The organism is Cystobacter fuscus (assembly GCF_002305875.1).
Lineage (GTDB): Bacteria > Myxococcota > Myxococcia > Myxococcales > Myxococcaceae > Cystobacter > Cystobacter fuscus_A.
The window spans coordinates 10,958,852-10,980,380 of the sequence record NZ_CP022098.1; the positions used below are offsets into that span (position 1 = coordinate 10,958,852).

The following is a 21,529-nucleotide window of genomic DNA, read 5'->3' on the forward strand; positions in this document are numbered from 1 at the left end:
TCCGGGGAGCGGGTGCACCCGGATGGCGCACCGTAGCAGAACCCACCTCCCGCCCGAACCCTGTCCACCAGGGCCCCCCGCGAATTCCCGCACGGGCCTTCTCTCCCTCTTCGGGCTCGCGAATAATCCGCTCCCCCTGCTCCGGCGATGCTCCCCTTCCCTTCCTCCAACAAGGCCGCCCCGCTCCTCCGTGGACTGCTCCCGCTGCTGCTCCTGGGCCTTGCCCCGGGCAGCGCGTCGGCGCAGGAGGTGGAAGACGAGGAGCCACCACCGGAGACCGAGGTCACGCGGCCGGCGCCCACTCCCGTCAGTCCCGACACCGAGCCCGAGTGGAAGACGCGCTATGGGGCGAGGCTGCTGACGGGTGCTCCCGACGGCACGGGCGTCGCCCTGCTCATCCACCCGAGATCCTGGCTCCGGGTGCACGCGGGAGCGGCGAGGAACAGTCTGGGAACCGGCGTGCGCGCGGGGGTGGATCTGCTGCCCGTGCGACTGCTCGTCTCGCCCGTGCTGGGACTGGAGTATGGGCACACCTTCCGCGCGGACTACGAGCGGCTGCTCACGCGGCTGCACGGCCAGCCCACCACCCCCGTCACGGGCATCCGCCAGGTGGATTACGACCAGGTGAACCTCAGCGTGGGCCTGGAGTTCTCGCCCTGGCGCCACGTGACCTTCTTCGGCGGCGCCGGCATCAGCTACTGGTTCCTCGGGGTGAGCGACGCGACGGCCTTCATCCGCGAGGCGGAGGCGAATGCAGGGGAGGAGGAGCCGCCGCTCACCGCCAACTCCCTGCTGCTCACCCTCTCCACGCCCGTGGTGAGGCTCGGCCTCATCGTCTACTTCAACTGACGGAGTGTCCCGCGTGCCCGCCCTTGCCCGAGCCCTCCTGCTGACCACCCTCGCGCTGCTCGCTTCCGGCTGCCGGAAGATCGCCGACACCTTCTTCGTGGTGACGGCCGAGACGGATCAGATCTGCCAGAGCGAGTCCGGCGTGTCGTTCTCCGGTGCCGCTCCGGGCCAGGAGACGCTCGAGCGCACCCTGGAGGTTCCCCTGGGGCAGATCGGCCAGGATCTGCCCGAGGGACGGGTCGACACGGAACTCTCGTTGCAGCTGTTCACGCTCGAGGTCACGGACGGGGACGCGGACCTCAGCAAGCTCCAGACGGTGAAGGTCTCGCTGCGTCGGCAGGGCTCGACGGAGCTCATCCGGACGCTGCTGGAGTACAGCCAGCCCTCGCAGGCGTTCTCCCCGAATCTGCTCGCCCTGCGAGCAGTGGAGGCGACGAGCGTGCCGGATCTGGCACGGGACGAGCGGCTGGAGCTGGTGCTCGAGGCGCGCGGCACCCTGCCCGCCCAGGCGTGGACGGCGAACATCAAGGCATGCGTGGGGGTGCGCGCCGAGGTGCACGCCTTCAGGTTCATCTTCTGACGCCCGCGCCCAGCTGGAACGCCACCCACTCGCGCGCCCGGGTATTGGCCTGGAACAGGTAGTCGAAGTGCCCGGCCTGGATGCGCCGCACCAGCACCTCGTCGCGGGCGATGATGTCGGCGGCGTCCCAGGGAAAGCTCCGGGGCGGAGGCAGATCCTCGCTGTCGGCCGTGGAGGAGGGAGCGACCTCCAGGTAGCGCGCGTAGGCGGCGAGGAACCGGTCCACGCTCGAGGCCACGGGGATGGCGTACAGCGACTCGTACACGTCGACCCACACCACCGGCTGGACCCCCTCGGCGTCCGCCCGCTCGGGCACCGTGGCGTAGCAGTAGGCCAGCCGGTCATCCTTGGCGAACACGAGCAGCTCGCCGAAGGGCGCTTTCCAGTCCCGGCGCCAGTGGGCATTCACCCGGTGCAGATCCGGCCGCCGCTCGTGCCGGAGCGGGAAGAGGAACAGCTCGCCGTGGATCCACAGGTAGCCCGCGCGCGAGTGGACGGCCGCCAACTGGGGATCCATCGGCTGCCCGGCCACGGAGTCCTCCGTCCGGCGCTCCGGCTCCAGGGGCGGCTCCAGTTTCAAGGGGTGGGCCCGGATGAGACAGACCTCCAACAGGTGCTCGAAGCCGGGCAGCGAGATCTCGGATGACATGACGGAATTCTCCTCGGAAGGGTGTCCTCTGCGGTCACCTCACTGTAGATGACGGCGAAGGTCATGTCACGAACCGGGTCGAAGCCCCCCCGGATCGGCGTGGCTCGTGGTAGGCAGCCGGGGCCATGGACTCCACGCGAACCGCTCCTCGAATCCTCGTCGTCGGCTGTGGTGGCATCGGCGGCGTCCTGCTGTCACGCCTGCTGGAGTCGGGCCGGAAGGTCTCCGCGGTGGCTCGCCGCGAGGAGATCGCCCAGGTGCTGCGCACGCGCGGCCCGGTGCTGCGTGACGCGAAGGGCGAGCGCACCGTACGGGGTGAGCTGGAGGTCTTCGTCGAGCCGCCCGCCGAAGGGGCCTACGACTTCCTCCTGCTGGCCACGCCGCCCACCGGAGTGGAGGAGGCGGCCCGGGACACGACGCACCTGCTCGCGCCCGGAGGCGCCATGGCCGTGCTCCCCAACGGGCTGTGCGAGGAGCGGGTGGCGGCCATCGTGGGCGAGGAGCGGGTCATCGGCACCATCGTCGCCTGGGGCGCCTCGTCACCGGCGACGGGCGTCTACGAGCAGACGGCCGTGGGCGGCATGGTGCTCGGCACGCTCCGGGGCGAGCCGGATGCGCGCCTGGAGCGCCTGGCCGAGGTGCTGCGCGCGGTGGGCCCCGTGGACTTCACCCCCAACCTGCGCGGCGCGCGCTGGAGCAAGCTGGGCATCAACTGCGCCATCTCCACCCTGGGCACCGTGGGGGGCAGCCGGTTGGGGCCGCTCCTGCGGCACCGCTTCATCCGCGAGCTGGCGCTGGACATCTTCACCGAGGTGGTCCAGGTGGCGCGCGCCGAGGGCGTGAAGCTGGAGAAGGTGGCGTCCTCGCTGGGGCTGGACTGGCTCGCGCTGAGCGACGCCGAGCGGCACGCGTGGGGCTCGCCGTCGCTGGTGCTCAAGCACGCGGCCCTGCTCGCCGTGGGCCTGCGCTACCGCCGGATGCGCTCGTCCATGCTGGCGGCGCTCGAGCGGGGGCGCGAGCCGCCCGTGGACTTCCTCAATGGCGAGGTGGTGCGGCACGCGCGCGCACACGGCCTCGCGGTGCCGGTGAACGAACAGTTGCAGGAGGCGGTGCACGCCATGGCCCGGCGGCAGCTCACGCCCGGCGTGGAGACACTGCGCCGCATCCACGAGCGGACACGTCCCAGGAGATCCTGACGGGCCGGAAGTTGGACGGAACGCCGGGGCGCCCGTAGGAAGGAAGGCGTGCGGCGCAAACGGACCAACAGGGCCAACAGGTTTCCCTGGGTGAAGGTGGGGCTGTGCGCCCTGGTGCCGCTCGTGCTGCTCAACCTGGCGGTGGCCTTCTTCGGCGACACCCGCGTGTCTCCCCTCTCGGTGTCCTTCCTCGCGGAGAAGGCCCACGCCCTGGCCGCCTACGCGCGCCACCGGCCCCAGTGCCTGCTCGAGGGACACCCCGAGCTCGAGCCCCTCATCCGCGACAGCGAGCAGCGCCACCACCTGCCCCCCGGCCTGCTCGAGGCGGTGGTGGAGGTGGAGTCCAACACCCAGCCCCACCGCATCTCCCCCGCGGGCGCCATGGGCCCCGGCCAGCTCATGCCCTCCACCGCGAGCCTCATGCGCGTGGAGGACCCGTTCGATCCGGCGCGAGCCCTGGACGGCAGCGCGCGCTACCTCGCCGAGCAGCTCGCGCGCTACCGGGGCAACGTGACGCTCGCGGTGGCCGCCTACAACGCGGGCCCCGGCAACGTGCGCGGCCGCGTGCCGCACAACGGCGAGACGGAGTTCTACGTGGAGAAGGTGCTCGCCGCCTACGCGCGCCACCGACCTCCACCGCCTCCGGCCGGCGTGAAGCGACAGGCCCGCCCGGTGCGCTCCACCGCGCGCCATCCTCCGGGTGACCGACCCTCGGCCGGTTGACCGATCTCCGCCGGATGACCGACGCGCGTGGAGCGCGAGCCGTGAGATCTCCACACGCATGAACAAGCCCTCGAGCATCTCGAAGCGCGTCGTCGTCCTGTGCATGGGAACCCTGGCGGTGATGGGCGGAGGCGTCACCCTCTTCGGCAACAACCTGCGCAAGCTCACCGGCGCGAGCGCGGAGGCACTCGCGGGCAGCGACGTGCAGTACGCCCCGCACCTGGCGAAGAAGTCCCTGCGGACCTTCGGCAGCAACGGGGAAGAAGCCGGCCCCAGCTCCCGGGGAAACACCTACTCCGCCGAGCGCCCCAACCCCTTCACCCGCGCGAGCGAGGATCGCCTCTCCACCTTCGCGGTGGACGTGGACACCGCCTCCTACACGCTCTTCCGCCGCTACGTCACCCAGGGCAGCCTGCCCCCGCCGGAGTCCATCCGCGTGGAGGAGTGGGTGAACTACTTCCGCTACCGCTACCCCTCGCCCACGGACGGTGACTTCCGCGTGGACCTGGAGGGAGCCCCCTCGCCGTACACGCGCGGCCGACACCTGGTGAAGGTGGGGCTGCAGGGCCGCACCATCGCCAAGAGCCAGCGCAAGCCCACGCACCTGGTCTTCCTGGTGGACACCAGCGGCTCCATGAACGCCGCGGACAAGCTGCCGCTCGCGCAGAAGTCCATGAAGCTGATGGTGGATGGACTCAACGAGACGGACACCGTGGCGCTCGTCACCTACGCGAGCGGCGTGCGCGACGTGCTGCCCCCCACCCCGGCCTCCGCGCGCGACACGCTCTTCGCCGCCATCGACTCGCTCACCGCCGGGGGCGGCACCGCCATGGGCAACGGGCTGGAGCTCGCCTACCGGCACGCGGCGCGCAACGCCCACCCCCGGAACGTCTCGCGCGTCGTCGTCCTCACCGACGGCGACACCAACATCGGCCCCCGGAACCCGGACGACCTGCTCGAGCGCATCCAGGGCTACGTGCAGGAGGGCGTCACGCTGTCCACCATCGGCCTGGGCATGGGCAACTACCGGGATGACCTGATGGAGCGCCTGGCCAACAAGGGCAACGGCAACAGCTTCTACATCGACAGCGAGCGCGAGGCGCGCCGCGTCTTCCAGGAGCGGCTGGCCGGCACGCTGGAGGTCATCGCCCAGGACGTGAAGGTGCAGGTGGAGTTCGACCCGGAGGCCGTGCGCGGCTACCGGCTGCTCGGCTACGAGAACCGCGCCATCGCCGACCGGGACTTCCGCGACGACAAGGTGGATGCCGGGGAGATTGGCGCCGGCCACACCGTCACCGCCCTGTACGAGGTGGATCTCACGGGCGAGGGCTCGCGCGTGGCCACCGTGCACGTGCGCTCCAAGCGGCCCGGTGGCGTGGAGGCCGCCGAGCAGACCTTCCCCCTGGAGCGCGCGAGCCTGCACGCCCACCTGGACGAGGCCTCCTCCAACCTGCGCTTCGCCGCCGCCGTGGCGGGCACCGCGGACATCCTCCGGGGCGCTCCCGAGGCCCGGGAATGGAGCCTCGCCACCGCCGAGTCCCTCGCCGAGGAGTCCGTGGACGGCCAGCCGGACCGCTCCGAGTTCCTCGGCCTGCTGCGCCAGGTGCGCGAGTGGCGCACCGCGTCCGTCGCCGCGAGCTACCCGGACTGAGTCAGCCCGAGCCCTCCAGGCCGTGCCCGGCGTCGGGATCCACCCACACCTCCACCTGCCCGTGCAGTTGGAGCAGGGAGGCCGGGCAGTGCGAGGTGATGGGGCCGCGCACCATGGCCGTCACCGCCGCCGCCTTGTTCACCCCGAAGGCCAGCAGGATGACGCGGCGCGCCTTGAAGAGGGCCCCCATGCCCAGCGTGAGCGCCGCCATGGGCACCCGGGAGATCTCATCCCCGAACATGGGCGTCATGGCCTGACGCGTCTCGCGCGACAGCCTCGCCCGATGGCTCGCCGCCTGGAGACTGTCCCCCGGCTCGTTGAAGGCCACGTGCCCGTTGGAGCCGATGCCCAGCAGCAGCAGATCGATTCCCCCCGCCGCCTCCAGGGCGGCGTCGTAGCGGGCGCACTCCCACTGGGCCTTCTCCGCGCTGCCGTCCAGGAAGTGCACGCGCTCCGGGGCCAGGTTCACGTGCTGGAAGAGATGGCGGTCCATGTAGGCGCGCAGACTGCATGGATCGTCCGGAGGCAGGCCGAGGAACTCGTCCAGGTTGAAGGTCGTCACCCGGGAGAAGTCCAGCGCCCCGCGCTGATGGAGCGCCACCATCTGCCGGTACACGTTGAGGGGGCTGCGTCCCGTGGGCAGACCGAGCACCAGGGAAGGCTGCTCACGGACGGCCGCCGCGACGTGGGCGGCACAGGCGGCGGCAGCTTCCACTTCCGAGGAGAAGACGCGGACGTTCAAGGAGGAAGAACCGTGGCCTGGGGAAGGTCTCCAGCATAGCGCCCACCGAGGCCCCCGTCACCCATCGCATCGGGCGGGGCGCCCTCGGCAAGGTGGGTAGGGTCGGCCCGGGGACCGCCCCCCGGGACCGGTGGCCCCCCCTCGAACGGGCGAATTCACCTCAACTTCGAGGATGACTCGCGCGGGAGGTGAGCTAGAAGTCGCGTTCATGAAAGTCGCCGTTCTCACGGGCGGGGGTGATTGCCCCGGCCTCAACGCGGTCATCCGCGCTGTCGTTCGCCGCGCGAGCGCCCATGGTTTCGAGATGATGGGCCTGCGCGATGGGTGGAAGGGTCTGCTCGACGACAACCACTTCCGGCTCACCCGGGAGACCACCTCCGGCATCCTCCACCGGGGTGGCACCATCCTGGGCACCTCCCGCGTCAACCCGTTCAAGGTCGAGAACGGGCTGGAGCGCGTCAAGCGCGCCATCGAGCGCAATGACATCCACGCCGTCATCGCCATTGGCGGTGAGGGGACGCTGTCGGCCGCCACGCGCATGTCCCAGGAGGGTGTGCGCATCGTGGGCGTGCCCAAGACGATCGACAACGATCTGAACGGCACGGACTTCACCTTCGGCTTCGACACCGCGGTGGGCATCGCCACCGAGGCGATTGATCGGCTGCACTCCACCGCCGAGTCGCACAAGCGCGTCATCGTGTGCGAGGTGATGGGCCGGCACGTGGGGTGGATCGCCACGTACGCGGGCCTGGCCGGCGGCGCGGACGTGATCCTCGTGCCCGAGGTGCCCGCGGACCTGGAGCGCGTGGCCGAGCACATCAAGCACCGCCACGCCTCCGGGCGTACCTTCTCCATCGTCGTGGTGGCCGAGGGCACGCGCATCAAGCTGTCGCACGAGGGCCAGGAGCAGCTCATCACCTCGGGCGCGCTGGACGAGGCGGGTCGGCCCCGGCTGGGAGGCGTGGGCGCCCTGCTGGCCAATGAAATCGAGCGGCGCACGGGCTACGAGACGCGCGTGTCGGTGCTCGGCCACATCCAGCGCGGCGGCGCGCCCACGGCGCACGACCGGGTGCTCGCCACGCGCTACGGCGTGCACGCCTGCGACATGGTGGCCCAGGGCGAGTTCGGCAAGATGGCCGCCCTGCGGGGCAATGAGATCGTCAGCGTGGACCTGTCCGAGGCCACGCGCGAGCTCAAGAAGGTGCCGCAGGAGTTCTTCCAGGTCGCCCAGGTGTTCTTCGGCTAGCTCAGTCGAGGAAACGTCTCCACCAACGCCGCGCCTCGCCCTCGGTGAGCAGGAGCGAGGTGTACCGCGTCTCTCCGGCGATGTCCCCGGAGGGGCCGAGGAACAACGGCTCGAGCCAGGGCTCCAGCACCTGGGCGAGTTCACGATACGCGGGAAGGGTCTTCCCCGCGGACAGGTCTCCCACCTCGGGCCGCTCGCCCAGGGAGACCACGGCGCGCTCGTCGTCGAGCGGGACCACGGTCGTCCCGGCCGACCGCAATCGGGAGCGCAGGGCCTCCGCGCCGCCGAGCTGGGTGAGGACGGGGGAGCCGAGGAAGTTGAGCCAGTGGACACCGTCCACCTGAAAGCCCATTTGATTCTCGTGACGCCAGGCATCGCGGAGATCCAGACCCGGGTAGCGCAGGGGCCCGATGCGCAGGGCCTCGTCCGCCCGTGGAAGCCACCAATAGAGCCGTAAGGCCAGGCCCGCGTGCCCCGAGGCGAAACGGAGCTGGGAGGCCATGTCGAGCACCAACCGACGCACGGGCCCCGGCCCATGCCGCTCGAGGAATTCGATGGGGAGCGTCGCCGTGAGCAGGCTCACGAAGGTCGTTTCGGGAGCGGGCCGCCACGGAATACGGGCCTTGTATTCGAACTCGTAGCCATTCCGGTTGCCAGAGCCCCCCGTGAAGAGAAGCCCCCGCTCGAAGCGTCGCTTCTCGATTTCCCTCTGCGCCCAGTCTTCATAATCATCCGGGAAGGACCAGCGCCTAGTGTTCTGGAGAAGAAGGCGCGCCCATCCCCATTGCTCCGCGGTCAAGGCGGAGCCCTCGTCATAGGACCGGCTCACGTAATTGATGGTCTTGGGCCCCTCCCCCACGGCTCGCATGTAACAATCGATGGCATGACTCACCCCATGCGCGATGTCAGGGTGATCGTGAGGCATGTAGAAAACAATACGAAACACATCACGCGCGAGCAGTCGCCGCTCGGGGCGCTGAATCCCTCCAGGGCACATCAACACCCGGACCTCGGGAATGCCTCGGAGGCGGAATCGGGGGTAATCGGTCGCCATCGGTTGAGAGTACCCACCGTTGAGTGACCCACTCCAGGACGACCAGGGTTGGATGCGAAAGGCCACCGCCTCCGTGCCGTCCGCTTCCACACCTTGGAACCACCCCGCGGGACAGGATGAGAGGAGCCCTTGTTTGACTTTCAGACCCGGACCTCGTCTCGAGGAGCCGTATTGGTTTCCAGGGCTTGTGACATAACGAAGACGTGCCAAATCATTGCCCACGCCCCCGGGAACGACCCAGCGATGGGGAACCACCTGAACGCACCTCGCCTCGAAAGCGTGGCGCCCGTTCCGGTCAGGGAAGCTCACGGGCGGTCGTGCAGTGACCACAGGGGGAACAGGCACATGTCTGGGATGGAGCGTCTGGGAGTCGCGTGGGTCGGTCTGGGTGGAGCCGTGGTGACGGCGGCCCTGGCGGGGATGGGCTAGGCCATGGAGAACCCCGCGCTGGAAATGGCCCCGGTTCCCCACCGCCTGGCCGGACTGCGCTCCCTCGTGAGCGAGCTGATGATCCTCAAACGCGTGCGCACGCCCGAGCAGCCCGATGGGCTGGCGGCCCACGGCTTCCGCCGGGCGTGGGCGGCACTCGTCTCGGGCGAGGATCCGGCCACCCTGGCGCTGCGCGAGACGGCCCTCGCCCTGAGCGCCGTGCAACTGGGGGGTATGGACTTCGACGTCCTGCGCCGCGTCGGCCTCTCCCCCGAGCAGATCCTGGGAGTGCTGCGCCGTGGCTTCGAGGCCGCGACGGCGTCCGTGGACGAGGGGCTGCGCGATCGACTGCGCACCGCGCTCGCCGAAGCCTCCACGTGGGTGGGCGCCGAGCCTCCCGCCTTCGTGGAGCATCTGGTCCGCCAGCCGCGGGCCGGTCCCCCCCACGCCAACACGCAGCGGGTGGCGCTCCTGCCCGCGGAGAGCCACGCCGACCACTGCTACGTGGTGGCCGTCGCCTCGGTGCTCGTCTCCCCCCTCTTCGGGGCGGATCCCACCGGGCCCTTCGTGGCCGCGCTGAGCCATCACCTCGCCAACGCCGTGTTGCCCGACACGGGCGGCCACGGGAACCAGCTGCTCGGGGAGCACCTGGCGCCCCTCATGGCGCGCATCACCGAGCAGGTGCTCGACACGCTCCCGTCCGAGCTCGCCCACCGCGTGCGCGAGGCGCGGCGGCTCCTCTCCCATATCGACACGCCCGAGGCCCGCGCCTTCCATGCCGCCAACACGCTGGATCGGGTGCTGGAGACGGACGCGCACGCCCGCGCCGCGGGCTTCACCCCGCGCCAGGCGCTGGAGGACCTGGAGTTCACCCACGACGAGCCCATACGGGCCTACGAGAACGCGGTGCTCGCCGCGGTGGGGCTCTCCCACTGAGCACGACCCTGGAGCCGTGCCGACCCGTGCCCATGCCCTGGCCCCGTTCGACCGGCTGCTGCCGGGCATGCCGCACACCCGGCCCCTTGCCCTGAAGGAGTTGTCATGAGCGCGAAGAAGAGTCAGCAGGAAGCGTGTGAAGCCTACCGCGCGGCCTTTCCGCCCGGCGAGCTGGAGATGTTCCGCGCGGATCCCATCGATCGCGTGGGCATCCCGGCGGTGGCCGCGAGCCTGCGGCTGAAGACCGGCACGCAGTTCGCCACCCATGGTCACGGCACCACCCCGGAGGAGGCCGAGGCCAGCGCGCTCGGGAAGCTGGCCGAGAGCGTCTTCACCGAGACCTCGCTCCGGGCACACGCGCGCGAGAGGGGCACCTACCGCGAGCTGGCGCGCACCCGCGGTCCCTCCGGCGTGGTGGATCCGCTGAAGCTGTGCCTCCCCGCGGGCAGCCCCTACCACGCGGACATGGAGCTGACGTGGGTGACGGTGACGCGGCTGACCACCGGGGAGAAGGTGCTCCTCCCCGAGGAATGGGTGGCCACCAGGAGCGGGCAGCTCCAGGGCCGCACGCCCCTCATCTCCCCCATCACCCACGGCCAGGGCGCGGGCCTCACCCACGAGCAGGCCCTGACCCACGGCCTCCTCGAGCTGTTCGAGCGCGACGGCAACGGCCTGCGCACCCGCGCGCTCGATCAAGGCGTGGTGATCGACCTGAAGGACGCGGCCCTCGGCCCCGAGCTCCAGTCCCTGCTCGCGCACTGCGAGCGCCTGGGCATCGAGATCATTCCGAAGCTGGCCTGCACGGACTTCGGGTTGGTGGGCCTGTACGTGGTGGGACGCGACCCGGCGCTGCGCGATCAGCCCATGGCCCTCACGGCGTGCGGCGAGGCGGCGGACCTGGATCGGGAGCGGGCGCTGCACAGGGCGCTGCTGGAGTACGCGGGGTCGCGCACGCGCAAGGCCTTCGCCAACGGCCCCCTGGAGCTGGCGGAGAAGATCGCCCCTCCGGGGTACATGGACCGCTTCCTGCCCTACCTCGAGCTGGAGGACGAGGAGCCCCGCGCCCTGCAGGCCATGGCCGACTGGGCCCAGCTCTCCGCGGCCCAGATGCGCTCGCTCATGGAGCAGCGGGTGCTCGCCGAGCGAGGCCGGATGCCCTTCGCCTCGCTGCCCACCACCCCGAACCCCGGTGACGCCCGGCAGCGCGCCGACGTGCTGGTGCGCAAGCTCACCCAGGCGGGCTTCGACATCCTCGTGGCGGACATGTCGCCCACGAACCACTCCGTCGTCTCGCTCAAGGTCATCGTCCCGGGGCTGGAAGCGGAGACGATGAGCGACCACCGCATCGGCGAGCGCGGCGTGGCGAAGCTGCTCGCGCGGCAGGATCCACTCGCGGGCCTGGGCAAGCCGCCCGAGGGCGCCCAGCGCGTGCGCCTCACGCCGGAGGCCGAGGAGCGGCTCGGAGGCCCCACCTGGTTCCACTCGCGCCTGGCGGAGGCGATCGTCGGCCGGCTCTACGCGCTCTACCGCGAGCCCGAGCGCCACACCGCCCAGCTCATGCCGCGCCAGCGCCGCTACGGAGGCGACCCTTCGTGAGCCCACGGTTGGACCTGCTCGGCCCGCCTTCCTCCTGACGTGTGGGAAGCACTTGGCCCACGAGCCCCGTGAATCCTCGCGGCGCCTGGGGTAGGACGCGCCCTCCCATGCAGGAGGAGGACACGGTGCTGCTCAAGGATGGCGACTGCGTCGCCGAGATCGTCCCGGAACGTGGAGCGCTCGTCAGCCGCTTCACCGTCGGCGGAGAAGAGCTGCTCTTCCTCGACGCGAGCACCCTGGCGGACCCCGGCAAGAACGTCCGGGGCGGCATCCCCGTGCTCTTCCCCTCTCCGGGAGTCCTTCCCGGAGGCACCTACCCCGCCGAGGGCCGCGACTACACGATGCGCCGCCACGGCTTCGCCCGGGATCTGGCCTGGGAGGTGCGCCACCGGGAGAACGCGCGCACGGAGCTCGTGCTCGGGCACTCGGACCAGACGCTGCGCGAGTTTCCCTGGCGCTTCGAGGCGCGCCTCACCGTGACGCTCTCGGGCGGCGCGCTGCGCCTGGGCTTCGCCGCCGAGAACCGCGACACCCGGCCCATGCCCCTGCACCTGGGCTACCACCCGTACTTCCACGTGCCCCAGGCGAACAAGGCCGTCACGCGGCTCGACACGGACGCCACGCGCGCCTGGGACAACCGCACCGGAGCGCCCGTCACCTTTTCCGGCCTGGACCTCACCAGCGCCGAGGTGGACATGCACCTGCTCGACCACTCCCGGCCGGGCACCACGCTCCATCGCGGTCCGGGGCTGCGGCCGGTGGTGTTGTCCTGGAGCGAGAGCTTCACCACGGTGGTGGTGTGGACGCTCACGGGCCGGGACTTCGTCTGCGTGGAGCCGTGGACGGCACCCGGCGGCGCGCTCCGCACCGGCGAGGGGCTGCTGAGCGTGGCTCCCGGGGCCACCTTCTCCTCGGAGTTCGAGATCCGCGCCGGAAGGGAATAAGACGCGGCCATGTCCTCCTTCCTCTCCCACCTCGAGTGCTCGCGCTGCCACCAGACCCATGACGCGGACCGGCTGCAGAACCTGTGCACGTGTGGCGGACCGCTGCTCGTGCGCTATGACCTGAAGGCCGCCGCCCGCGCGGTGCGCCCCACGAATCTCGCCGGCCGCGTGTCCTCCCTGTGGCGCTACCGCGAGTTGCTGCCCCTGCGCGATGACAAGCACCTCATCACGCTCGGCGAGGGCATGACGCCGCTGTTTCCCCTGCCCCGGCTGGGCGCCTCCGTGGGGCTGCCCGACCTGTGGTTGAAGGACGAGGGGCTCAACCCCACCGCCTCGTTCAAGGCGCGGGGTGCCGCCACCGGGGTGAGTCGGGCCAAGGAGCTGGGGGTCACCGCGCTCGCCATGCCCACCAACGGCAACGCGGGCGGCGCCTGGGCGAGCTATGGCGCGCGCGCGGGCATCTCCGTCACCCTGGTGATGCCCACGGACGCGCCCGCCATGAGCGTGCTGGAGGCCACGGCCGTGGGCGCCCAGGCCTATATGGTGCGCGGGCAGATCACCGACGCGGGCGCCATCGTGGGCCGCTCGGCCAGGGCGCACGGCTGGTTCGAGGCCGCCACGCTCAAGGAGCCCTACCGCATCGAGGGCAAGAAGACGATGGGCTACGAGATCGCCGAGCAGCTCGGCTGGAGCCTGCCCGACGTCATCCTCTACCCCACCGGGGGCGGCGTGGGCATCATCGGCATCTACAAGGCCCTCTTGGAGATGCGCGAGCTGGGCTGGTTGCCGGACAGCGTGCGCCTTCCCAAGCTCGTCGCCGTGCAGGCCGAGGGCTGCCAGCCCATCGTGAAGGCCTTCCGCGAGGGCAAGGACGTCTCGGAGAAGTGGGAGAACGCGTCCACGGTGGCGCAGGGCATCCGCGTGCCCAAGGCGCTCGGGGACTTCCTCGTGCTCCAGGCGGTGCGCGAGACGGGCGGCACCTGCGTGGCCGTGTCCGACGCGGACACGCTGTGGGGGCTCGAGCAGATCAGCCGCCAGGAGGGCGCGTTCATCTGCCCCGAGGGCGCCGCGCTCGTGGGCGCCGCGCGCCAGTTGCTGCGCGAGGGGTGGTTGGACGCGGGCCAGCGCGTGCTCCTGCTCAACACGGGCGCGGGCATCAAATACCCGGACGTGATGACGCCCAAGCTCCCCATCCTGGAGCTGAACGCGACCCTGTAATGGTCAGAAGGCCCGGTTCACCGCGTAGGCGGCGATGTTCCACCCATGGAAGGCACCGGTGGGCGCCTGCCAACCACAAAGTAGGACATTCCGTCAGGACAGCCGCTGACGCGAAGAGCGGCCCGTGCCACGGGAAAGTTCCCCGCGTGGGCATGTTTGTCTTCTCCCCAAGCCGGCTCGGGAATCAAGCAGCCGGGGATTCCCCGAAGACTTGAGCGGCGAGGTATGCGAGAACGGCGGGCTACCGCGAACGGGACCGGGAAGCAGAAGACCCGGTCGGTGCGCGGGGCGGCGGAGGTGTTCGCCCCGCGGACAGCGGTCCCTCGGGAGGAAGTCGAGCATGCAGCTTCGGACGATGGTGTGGATGCGAGTCGCCCTGAGCGCGCTGGCCCTGGGGGGAACGGCCTGCGGGTCGTTGGACCTGTCGTGCCAGAGAGACCAGGACTGTCTCGACTCCGAACTCTGCCACCCGGACGAGCAGGAGTGCGTGCGTCGCTGCTCCACGAACCTGGACTGCTACGAGGCGCGGCCGAAGTGCCAGGAGATGGGCTCCTCGAACTCCACGAGGATCTGCAAGGCATGAGCAAGGACCTGGACGTCCACCACCCGGACACCGGAAGCGCCCTCCGGCCCCTTGGAAGGAGAAGGAGCATGAAAGCGGTGTCTTCCACCTTTTCTGGACCCACGTAGAATGGCTGGGAGGACAACCCAATGCCGATGAGCAGCACCCCGACGGCTCCGCTCCCCTGGCGCCCCGATCCATTATCCTGGATGGCCGCTTCCCCTCCCGGGTTCCCGGGCGCGGGGGTGCGTCCACCGATCGCGTCGAGCGGGCCCAGGGCGGAGGGGCAGGGCCAGCGGCGCATCCTGGTGGTCGACGATGACCCGGCCATCCTCAAGGTCTGGCGCCGGGTGCTGGGGACCCGCACCGCTCCCTCGTCGTTGGATCACCTGGAGAAGAAGCTCTTCGGGGCCACTCCGCCCGCCGCGCCCACGGACGCGGGGTTCGCCATCGACACCGCCTCGCAGGGCATGGAGGGCTACCAGAAGGTCGTCAGTGCCCTGGAGGAGGACCGGCCCTACACGTTCGCCCTCGTCGACATGCGGATGCCGCCCGGCTGGGACGGGCTGGAGACCATCCTGCACATGCTGGAGAAGGACCCCCGGCTGGAGGTGGCCATCTGCAGTGCCTTCTCCGACATCTCCCGGGATGAAGTCGCCCAGCGCGTGGGCCGCTCGGATCTGCTGTGGATCCGCAAGCCGTTCGAGCTCGAGGCCGCGCGCGACCTCGCCCGGAAGTTGAGCGAGCAGGGCGTGCACCGGCGCCAGACGCGCTGAGCAGGAACTCAGCGCTTGGACGGAGCGGGCGGTGGGGACGGCTTGCGCCCGGGGGCGGCGGCGGGCTTGGAGGAAGCCGCGGTGACGTTCGTGCGCGCCGGCGTCTTGGTCTCGGGCTTCGGGGCCGGGGGAAGTACCGCGGGGCTCGCCGCCAGCACCGCCTTCACCGACTCGCGCAGCTCGCCTCGCACCACCTCGCGCAGGTCCTCTCGCAACGCCGCCCGCACCTCGCGCCGGATGAGCTCCTGGAGCTGCTCGCCCTGGAGCGACGTCTTCAACTCGGCCCGCACCAGGGACGTCATGTCCTCCTGCAGCTCGCCGCGCAGGCCCTTCTTGAAGTCCGTCTTGAGCGACGTGTCCAGCCCCTTCACGTCCGCGTGGATGGGGTCCAACGCCTTGTTGATGCCCTCGAGCGTGGCGCCCGTGACGGCGCGGATGAGCTGCTGGGTGCTCTCGCTCTGGCTCTGCAGCTCCGTCTTGAACGAGCCCAGCGCGTCACGCATCACCCCGAGCGAGGCGATCTCCCGCTTGAGCTCCTCCAGCTCCTGGGCACGCGCGTCCAGCTCGCCCTTCTTCTGCTCGAGCTTCTCCTGGGTCTCGCGCAACAGCATCGTCTGCTGCGAGCAGCGCGTGTCCACGGACAGCAGGTTGGCGTAGGTGCCGCTCGTCACCTGGCACATCGACAGCGTCTCCTGCTCGTCGAGCAGCACGAGCGAGACGCTCAGCGCCACCAGGACGACGGTGAGCATGGACACGGCGGCCCCCCGCGTGATGCTCAGGCTCAGGCCCTGACGCTCGAGCCAGCCCTTGCGCTGCACGCCCAGGGTGCCCGCCAGGGAGATGACCACCAGCGACAGCAACGACAGCATCTTGCCCGGGGAGATCTCCAACACCAGCCGGGAGAGCAGTTGGAGGGACTGCCACGTCGAGCCCTTCTCGATGTCGAGCTCGGGGCGGGCGCCACCCTGCTGCGCGGTGCCCCAGGTGGGCTGATGAACCACGCAGCGGCCGCGCATGTCGCTCGCCCACCGGGGCTCGCTCTGCGCGAGCGGGGTGCTCGGACACAGGCTGAAGATGTAGTCCGTGGTGCCGGTGCTGAACGCGTGGTGCATCCGCTGGCGATCAGAGGACTTCGAGAGGGCCCACCTCCACGTGTAGCCGAGGGCGGCGATCGCCAGGACGAGCGCGACCCAGGGCAGGGCCTGCTTCACGAAGTTTCGCGGGGACATCGGGTGGACTCCTGAGGGTGGCACGAGAGGATCGTCCAAGCGCCGCCAGGAAACAACGCACTGCCCCGGGCGATTGTCCGTCGCACAGCGGCCCGGAGAGCACCCCCACCGGTCACGCGGAGGCCACCGCACCCAGGCGAGGCGAGGGAGCGAGCACCCGGGCGAGGTAGTCCTCCACGCGCTCCGTGCCGAGGCCCGGCGTGACGAGCCCGAGGTAGCCATCCGGGCGGACCAGCACGAGCGCGGGGCCCTCGAGGTCATACCCCCGGCGCGCATGGCCGTGGGTGTCGACGAGGACGTGCCGCCCCGAGCCCCCTCCCGGTGGCACCACGGCGCGCACACGTACCCTGGCGCCATACCGCGCCTCGAGTCCGGCGACGGTGTCACCGGGCAGGGAGCCAAAGGCCAGCAGCGTGAAATGCGGTCCACGGAACACGTCGAACAGGCGCAGGGCGTTGCCGGCGGCATCGTGACAGGGCGCATCCGGGGCGCGGTCTCCCGCCTCGACGCGCCCCCTCACGGAGCGCTCGTCCCGGGAGAGGGGGCCTTCCCGGTAGTGCAGCCCGAGCTGCTCCGTCTCGGCACCGCGCTGGGGGGCGTTCGCATCGCTCCGGACCCCGCGCTGATGCAACCGCGTGCTGAGGCCGAGCACCCCCGCGGCGATGGGCAGCCGCTCTTCCTCGTAGGTGTCCAGCAGGGCCTCCGGGGCGCCCGCGAGCACCTCGCCCAGCTTCCAGCCCAGGTTGTAGGCGTCCTGGATGCCGGTATTCAGGCCCTGCCCACCGTCGGGCGGGTGCACGTGCGCGGCGTCACCGGCCAGCAGCACCCGGCCCACCCGGTAGCGCTCCGCCAGCCGGATGTTGGTCCGGAACACCGACAGCCAGCGCACTCCGTACAGCCGGAGGTCGGAGCGGCCGGACCTCGCGTTGAACAGCCGTTGGATTCCCTCCTCCGACTGCTCCGGCACCTCGCCCGGAGCCAGGGGGGCCATGAGCTGGAAGACGTCCGTGCCGGCCAGCGGGCACAGGCCCACCTCGAGCTTGCGCGTCTCCAGGTCCGACCACACGTGCCAGGCCTGGCGATCCAGCCCGTCGACGTGGAGGTCGGCGATCAGCATCCGATCGTCCTCGCGCGTCTCTCCCTCGAAAGGCACCCCCAGCCGCTTGCGCACGAGGCTGTGCCCACCATCGGCGCCCACCAGGTAGAGCACCCGGACCCGCTCGGGCTCGCTCCCCGGGGAGACGAGCGTGGCCGTCACCCCTTCGCCGTCCTGCTCGAACGCACTCAGCTCGGTGGCGAACTCCACCCGTCCCCCCAACGCGGCGAGCCGGGCCCGCAGCGCCTGCTCCATCAGGTACTGCGGGAGCATCAACGGGAGGGGATGGGGCACGTCGGGCGAGGGCTCCCGGTGCTCGTGCATGAGGCCCGTCCACACGACCTGGCTCCCCTTGTAGGCGTGCAGCGGCGGATAGGGCGCGGCGCCCAGGGCCTTCATCCCGTCGAGCACGCCCAGGTCCTCGAGCACCTCCAGGCCGCGCGGCTGCACCCCCTTGCCCCGCGAGCCCGCGAAGGGGGTGGCCACCTTGTCGATGACCCGGCAGGCCACGCCCCGCCGCAACAAGTCACACGCCAGCGTGAGCCCGGTGGGCCCCGCCCCCACGACGAGAACCGGAATCGTTCCTCGAGTCTCCATGCGCCTCTCCTCGGCAATTTAACGACGTTAAGTGGTAATTTAACATCGTTAAGCTGTCAAGCTCGCGAGCGGGAGGAGGAGCCAGGTGGCGACGCGACTGGACCGTGGACGGGTGGTGGAGACGGCGCTGCGGGTGCTCAACGAGGTGGGGCTCGAGGGGCTGACGCTGCGGAAGATCGCGAGCGAGCTGAACGTGCAGGCCCCGGCGCTCTACTGGCACTTCAAGAACAAGCAGGAGCTGCTCGACGAGATGGCCACCACGATGCTGCGCGAGCAGCTCGGGAAGACGAAGCCCGTGCAGCCCCAGCGCGGCTGGGAGGAGAACCTGGCGGAGATGGCCCGGGGCATGCGGCGGATGATGCTGGGCTACCGGGACGGGGCGAAGGTGTTCAGCGGCACTCGGCTCACCGACGGCACCATCTACGAGTCCATGGACGCCTTGCTGCGCGGGCTGGTGGATGCCGGGTGCTCGCTGCGCGACGCGGTGTCCGGCTTCTCCACGGTCTACAACTACACGCTGGGCTTCACCCTCGAGGAGCAGGCGGTGCACCCCATGCCGGGCGAGCGCGACCCGGCCTACGACCTGGAGCAGCGGGCCCAGCGCATCGACGGTGAGCGGCTACCTCTCGCACGCGCGGCGGGCGCGGAGCTGTTCACGAGATTCGATGACCGCTTCGAGCGGGGCCTGAAGCTCATCCTCCGCGGAATCGGGGTGGGCCTGTCGGCCTCCTCCTAGTCCGCTCCCGAGGGCTTGGACGTCGGCTCGAGCCAGGGCTTCACCCGATGAAGATACTGGCGATCTCCTCGGGTTTCACCTCGTCGAGGGCTTCGAGGATGAAATCGATACGTTCCAGGAGTGCAGCCTTCCCGCGATCGACCGACAGTGCGGCGCGTAACTGTCGGATCTCATCGACCACCATGGGCAGGTCTTCCACGTCCACGGGGCTTCCGGTGCGGAACAGCGGTAACCATTTGAGGCCGAGATTCCTCGCCATGGGGACCCACTCGGTGCTGTACACCCCCTGGGTGGCCACCGGGATATAGAGTTCCTCCCGGTCTGGTGCCTTGAACTCAATGAGGATCGCCACGGACATCAGGAGTCTCCGCAATCAATGTCCCGCGGTCGCCCAGTCGGGGAGAGGCGGCAGGAGCAGGTTGACACCAAAACGTATCTCGAACATCCATCCCAAGTGATTCGCACGGAGAGTATTGAGCGCCTGCGCCACGGCTGTGCGCAGTGCTGGCGTGTCACCATCAATGCGGAACTGGATGCGCCGGAAGCCTCGAATCTCCGCGAGGGCTGGCACCTGGGCCGAGCCATTCACTGTCGATCGAGTCCTGACCGCATCGTGGAGAAGGGACTGGATACGCTTCTCGGTCTTGGCTCGAATCTGCTTTTCGGCCCACTCGGCCGGGGTCTGTTGGACCTGGCCCGTGCGTGGATTCTCGCGATGGAGCTCCCGGGTCGCCTTGTATTCGATGAACAGCTTGCTGTTCATGTCGACGCCATCGAACTCCCCGTTGGGCTTCTCCTTTCCCTTGGAGGTTTGCTCGACGAGTTCCACTCCCCGGTAGAAGCGGCCCAGGACATCCCGGGGACGTCCGCCACGCTTTTCCCGAAAGGCATCGAGGCGCTCGTTGAACCATTCCGCCATCCGGGCCTCGCCGATGGCGCGGCCGGTTGCGGTTCCGCGCAGCGTCCTCACCATCCAAATCACACCGCGAGAAGCCGCTAGCATGAACAGCCCTTCGATGAGGGCGCTCAGCAGGAGCGCGACGGCCTCGGCGAACTCCCGTGCGGCATGCTCGAGCGCGGCCGCGTTCCCACGGGCATTCCACACGATCCCGATGAACTTGACGAACGCCGCGCTCACATTCCAGAGGGATTCGGCAGCCCACTGCAACAACATCGCGAGCCCCAGCCATTCGAGGATGATGAGACCGATTTCGAACCCGGCGGCCGCGCCTGGTGCCACGCCGACGCCGCCGGCCAACGCTCCAATCGCCGCCCCCACTGCCGTCGAGATCGCCAGCAAGGCGATCCCGCCCACCACCACCTCCGCCAGCGACATGATGACATCGAACAGCGCCTTCTTGGCATGTCGCCCGACTGCCTCACGCAGATAGCGCACCGACAGAGCGATTGCCCGGCCGAAATCGTCCCAGAGTTGCCCGATGCGAACGGCTGAGGAGGCAATACTCGTGGCGAAGTTGAGAGAGATGGACCCGGAGTTGACGACGCCCAGAAGGGACTGGGCGTAGCGACGACTCGGGATCCAGATCAACGTGCCATGATTGAAGTGGACCTCGCGCCATCCGGTCGTGCTCGCAGGCACCGGGATTCGATTCGCATAGGCGAGGACATTCACATAGAAGCGCAGGTCCTGGCCCCATTGATCAGCTACGTCGTCGTAATACGTCTCGGCGATGGCAATAGCCGTGCTGGGAGTGCCCGGTTCCACTCGGTGTAAACGCGCGCCCGGTTCAGGGAGGTGGGTCCAAAGGTATTCGGAGGCGATGAAGCCCATCTGGCCACCTGGGGTGGAGATGTAGGACCACCCATTGGCATAGAGCCTGATGACCTGGACGTGCGTGTTGAAGGGCAGCGTCTGGAGGATGTTCTGCTCGGCGGTGCTGCGTGTGGCGCGCAGCCATACCTCGGACGCGCCATCCCAGTTGATAATTCCCACGCGGCCTACCGCCTCGCCGTCGTTCGGTGTCGTTCACATGCTGGCAGTCTAATCGATGCGGTGTACCAGTCCTCACCCTGGTCATTCTCGTCTCTCACGACATCGGTGTCGTCGAGAAGTATGTGGACCGGCTCCAGGTGATGCACTCCGACAAGATCGTCGAAACCGGATCGACGGATGTGCTGAGCGGCCGCAGCCGCCATCCTTATTACTGGCGCTTCAGGAACAAGCAGGAGCTGCTCGACGAGATGGCCACCACGATGCTGCGCGAGCAGCTCGGGAAGACCAGGCCCGTGCAGCCCCAGCGCGGCTGGGAGGAGAACCTGGCGGAGATGGCCCGGGGCATGCGGCGGATGATGCTGGGCTACCGGGACGGGGCGAAGGTGTTCAGCGGCACGCGACTCACCGACGGCACCATCTACGAGTCCATGGACGCCTTGCTGCGCGGGCTGGTGGATGCCGGGTGCTCGCTGCGCGACGCGGTGTCCGGCTTCTCCACGGTCTACAACTACACGCTGGGCTTCACCCTCGAGGAGCAGGCGGTGCACCCCATGCCGGGCGAGCGCGACCCGGCCTACGACCTGGAGCAACGGGCCCAGCGCATCGACGGTGAGCGGCTACCTCTCGCACGCGCGGCGGGCGCGGAGCTGTTCACGAGATTCGATGACCGCTTCGAGCGGGGCCTGCGGCTCATCCTCCGGGGAATCGAGCAGTCCCAGTCCCACCACCGGTGAGCGGGGCCGCGAGAAATCACCCGGGAATATCC

21 protein-coding genes are annotated in these 21,529 nt (G+C 69.8%); 14 read left to right on the forward strand and 7 right to left on the reverse strand.

Translation table 11 applies throughout. From position 1 onward, the window contains the following. Positions 1 to 147: 147 nt before the first annotated feature. Both CYFUS_RS44405 and CYFUS_RS44410 read left to right on the forward strand, forming a co-directional pair. Positions 148 to 849 carry a hypothetical protein gene (locus CYFUS_RS44405; protein WP_095990733.1) on the forward strand — a complete coding sequence of 234 codons (702 nt, stop codon included), beginning with the start codon at positions 148 to 150 and terminating at the stop codon, positions 847 to 849. A 13-nt stretch (positions 850 to 862) separates the two neighbouring features. Then, positions 863 to 1,429, forward strand: a complete 567-nt coding sequence (locus tag CYFUS_RS44410) for a hypothetical protein (protein WP_157759003.1) — start codon at positions 863 to 865, stop codon at positions 1,427 to 1,429. Here the strand turns inward: CYFUS_RS44410 and CYFUS_RS44415 are convergent. Next, positions 1,419 to 2,078: a hypothetical protein gene (locus CYFUS_RS44415; RefSeq protein ID WP_095990735.1), complete on the reverse strand. Its 660-nt coding sequence runs from the start codon at positions 2,076 to 2,078 to the stop codon at positions 1,419 to 1,421. The genes CYFUS_RS44410 and CYFUS_RS44415 overlap by 11 nt on opposite strands. Positions 2,079 to 2,203: 125 nt before the next feature. Between CYFUS_RS44415 and CYFUS_RS44420 the strand changes: the two genes are divergently transcribed. Genes CYFUS_RS44420 through CYFUS_RS44430 form a run of 3 tightly spaced genes read left to right on the forward strand, consistent with a single transcriptional unit; the run spans position 2,204 to position 5,648 of the window. Then, positions 2,204 to 3,274: a ketopantoate reductase family protein gene (locus CYFUS_RS44420; RefSeq protein WP_095990736.1), complete on the forward strand. Its 1,071-nt coding sequence runs from the start codon at positions 2,204 to 2,206 to the stop codon at positions 3,272 to 3,274. A gap of 48 nt (positions 3,275 to 3,322) precedes the next feature. Beyond that, positions 3,323 to 3,997, forward strand: coding sequence for a lytic transglycosylase domain-containing protein (locus CYFUS_RS44425; RefSeq protein ID WP_232537160.1), 675 nt, complete (start codon positions 3,323 to 3,325; stop codon positions 3,995 to 3,997). A gap of 58 nt (positions 3,998 to 4,055) precedes the next feature. Continuing rightward, on the forward strand, positions 4,056 to 5,648 hold the full coding sequence (locus tag CYFUS_RS44430; RefSeq protein WP_095990737.1) for a vWA domain-containing protein: 1,593 nt from the start codon (positions 4,056 to 4,058) through the stop codon (positions 5,646 to 5,648). 1 nt (position 5,649) lies between these two features. Here CYFUS_RS44430 and nagB read toward each other — a convergent pair whose 3' ends face one another. After that, complete coding sequence (nagB, locus tag CYFUS_RS44435; RefSeq protein ID WP_095990738.1) at positions 5,650 to 6,390, reverse strand: glucosamine-6-phosphate deaminase; 741 nt, start codon at positions 6,388 to 6,390, stop codon at positions 5,650 to 5,652. Between the two features lie 208 nt (positions 6,391 to 6,598). Here nagB and CYFUS_RS44440 point away from each other — a divergent pair, with 208 nt between their 5' ends. Beyond that, positions 6,599 to 7,636 carry a 6-phosphofructokinase gene (locus CYFUS_RS44440; RefSeq protein ID WP_095990739.1) on the forward strand — a complete coding sequence of 346 codons (1,038 nt, stop codon included), beginning with the start codon at positions 6,599 to 6,601 and terminating at the stop codon, positions 7,634 to 7,636. Between the two features lies 1 nt (position 7,637). Here CYFUS_RS44440 and CYFUS_RS44445 read toward each other — a convergent pair whose 3' ends face one another. Further along, positions 7,638 to 8,690, reverse strand: coding sequence for a type VI immunity family protein (locus CYFUS_RS44445; RefSeq protein ID WP_332468323.1), 1,053 nt, complete (start codon positions 8,688 to 8,690; stop codon positions 7,638 to 7,640). A 432-nt stretch (positions 8,691 to 9,122) separates the two neighbouring features. On the opposite strand from CYFUS_RS44445, the gene CYFUS_RS44450 reads away from it, so the two are divergent. From CYFUS_RS44450 to CYFUS_RS44475, 6 genes are all read left to right on the forward strand, one after another. Next, positions 9,123 to 10,055, forward strand: coding sequence for an HD domain-containing protein (locus CYFUS_RS44450; RefSeq protein WP_095990741.1), 933 nt, complete (start codon positions 9,123 to 9,125; stop codon positions 10,053 to 10,055). A gap of 105 nt (positions 10,056 to 10,160) precedes the next feature. Beyond that, positions 10,161 to 11,651: a YcaO-like family protein gene (locus CYFUS_RS44455; RefSeq protein WP_095990742.1), complete on the forward strand. Its 1,491-nt coding sequence runs from the start codon at positions 10,161 to 10,163 to the stop codon at positions 11,649 to 11,651. A 107-nt stretch (positions 11,652 to 11,758) separates the two neighbouring features. Further along, positions 11,759 to 12,595: an aldose epimerase gene (locus CYFUS_RS44460; protein ID WP_095990743.1), complete on the forward strand. Its 837-nt coding sequence runs from the start codon at positions 11,759 to 11,761 to the stop codon at positions 12,593 to 12,595. Positions 12,596 to 12,604: 9 nt separating this feature from the next. Then, entirely contained in the window at positions 12,605 to 13,813 is a 1,209-nt protein-coding gene (locus CYFUS_RS44465; protein WP_095990744.1) for a threonine synthase, read from the forward strand. A gap of 340 nt (positions 13,814 to 14,153) precedes the next feature. After that, positions 14,154 to 14,396 carry a hypothetical protein gene (locus CYFUS_RS44470; RefSeq protein WP_095990745.1) on the forward strand — a complete coding sequence of 81 codons (243 nt, stop codon included), beginning with the start codon at positions 14,154 to 14,156 and terminating at the stop codon, positions 14,394 to 14,396. A gap of 224 nt (positions 14,397 to 14,620) precedes the next feature. Continuing rightward, positions 14,621 to 15,151: a response regulator gene (locus tag CYFUS_RS44475; protein WP_157759004.1), complete on the forward strand. Its 531-nt coding sequence runs from the start codon at positions 14,621 to 14,623 to the stop codon at positions 15,149 to 15,151. A gap of 8 nt (positions 15,152 to 15,159) precedes the next feature. Here CYFUS_RS44475 and CYFUS_RS44480 read toward each other — a convergent pair whose 3' ends face one another. Together CYFUS_RS44480 and CYFUS_RS44485 are read right to left on the reverse strand one after the other, a co-directional pair. Further along, positions 15,160 to 16,380, reverse strand: a complete 1,221-nt coding sequence (locus CYFUS_RS44480; protein ID WP_095990747.1) for a hypothetical protein — start codon at positions 16,378 to 16,380, stop codon at positions 15,160 to 15,162. Positions 16,381 to 16,492: 112 nt separating this feature from the next. Then, positions 16,493 to 18,073, reverse strand: coding sequence for an FAD-dependent oxidoreductase (locus CYFUS_RS44485; protein ID WP_095990748.1), 1,581 nt, complete (start codon positions 18,071 to 18,073; stop codon positions 16,493 to 16,495). Between the two features lie 85 nt (positions 18,074 to 18,158). On the opposite strand from CYFUS_RS44485, the gene CYFUS_RS44490 reads away from it, so the two are divergent. After that, a complete protein-coding gene (locus CYFUS_RS44490; RefSeq protein WP_095990749.1) occupies positions 18,159 to 18,809 on the forward strand; it encodes a TetR/AcrR family transcriptional regulator C-terminal domain-containing protein in 651 nt (216 codons plus the stop codon). 40 nt (positions 18,810 to 18,849) lie between these two features. On the opposite strand, the gene CYFUS_RS44495 is transcribed toward CYFUS_RS44490, so the two are convergent. Next, entirely contained in the window at positions 18,850 to 19,167 is a 318-nt protein-coding gene (locus tag CYFUS_RS44495; RefSeq protein WP_095990750.1) for a hypothetical protein, read from the reverse strand. 15 nt (positions 19,168 to 19,182) lie between these two features. Then, positions 19,183 to 20,763, reverse strand: coding sequence for a DUF6861 domain-containing protein (locus CYFUS_RS44500; RefSeq protein ID WP_198316352.1), 1,581 nt, complete (start codon positions 20,761 to 20,763; stop codon positions 19,183 to 19,185). Positions 20,764 to 20,885: 122 nt separating this feature from the next. On the opposite strand from CYFUS_RS44500, the gene CYFUS_RS44505 reads away from it, so the two are divergent. Next, positions 20,886 to 21,497 (forward strand): TetR/AcrR family transcriptional regulator C-terminal domain-containing protein, encoded by a 612-nt coding sequence (locus CYFUS_RS44505; RefSeq protein WP_232537162.1) that lies wholly within the window; start codon positions 20,886 to 20,888, stop codon positions 21,495 to 21,497. The last annotated feature ends 32 nt before the right edge of the window (positions 21,498 to 21,529 follow it).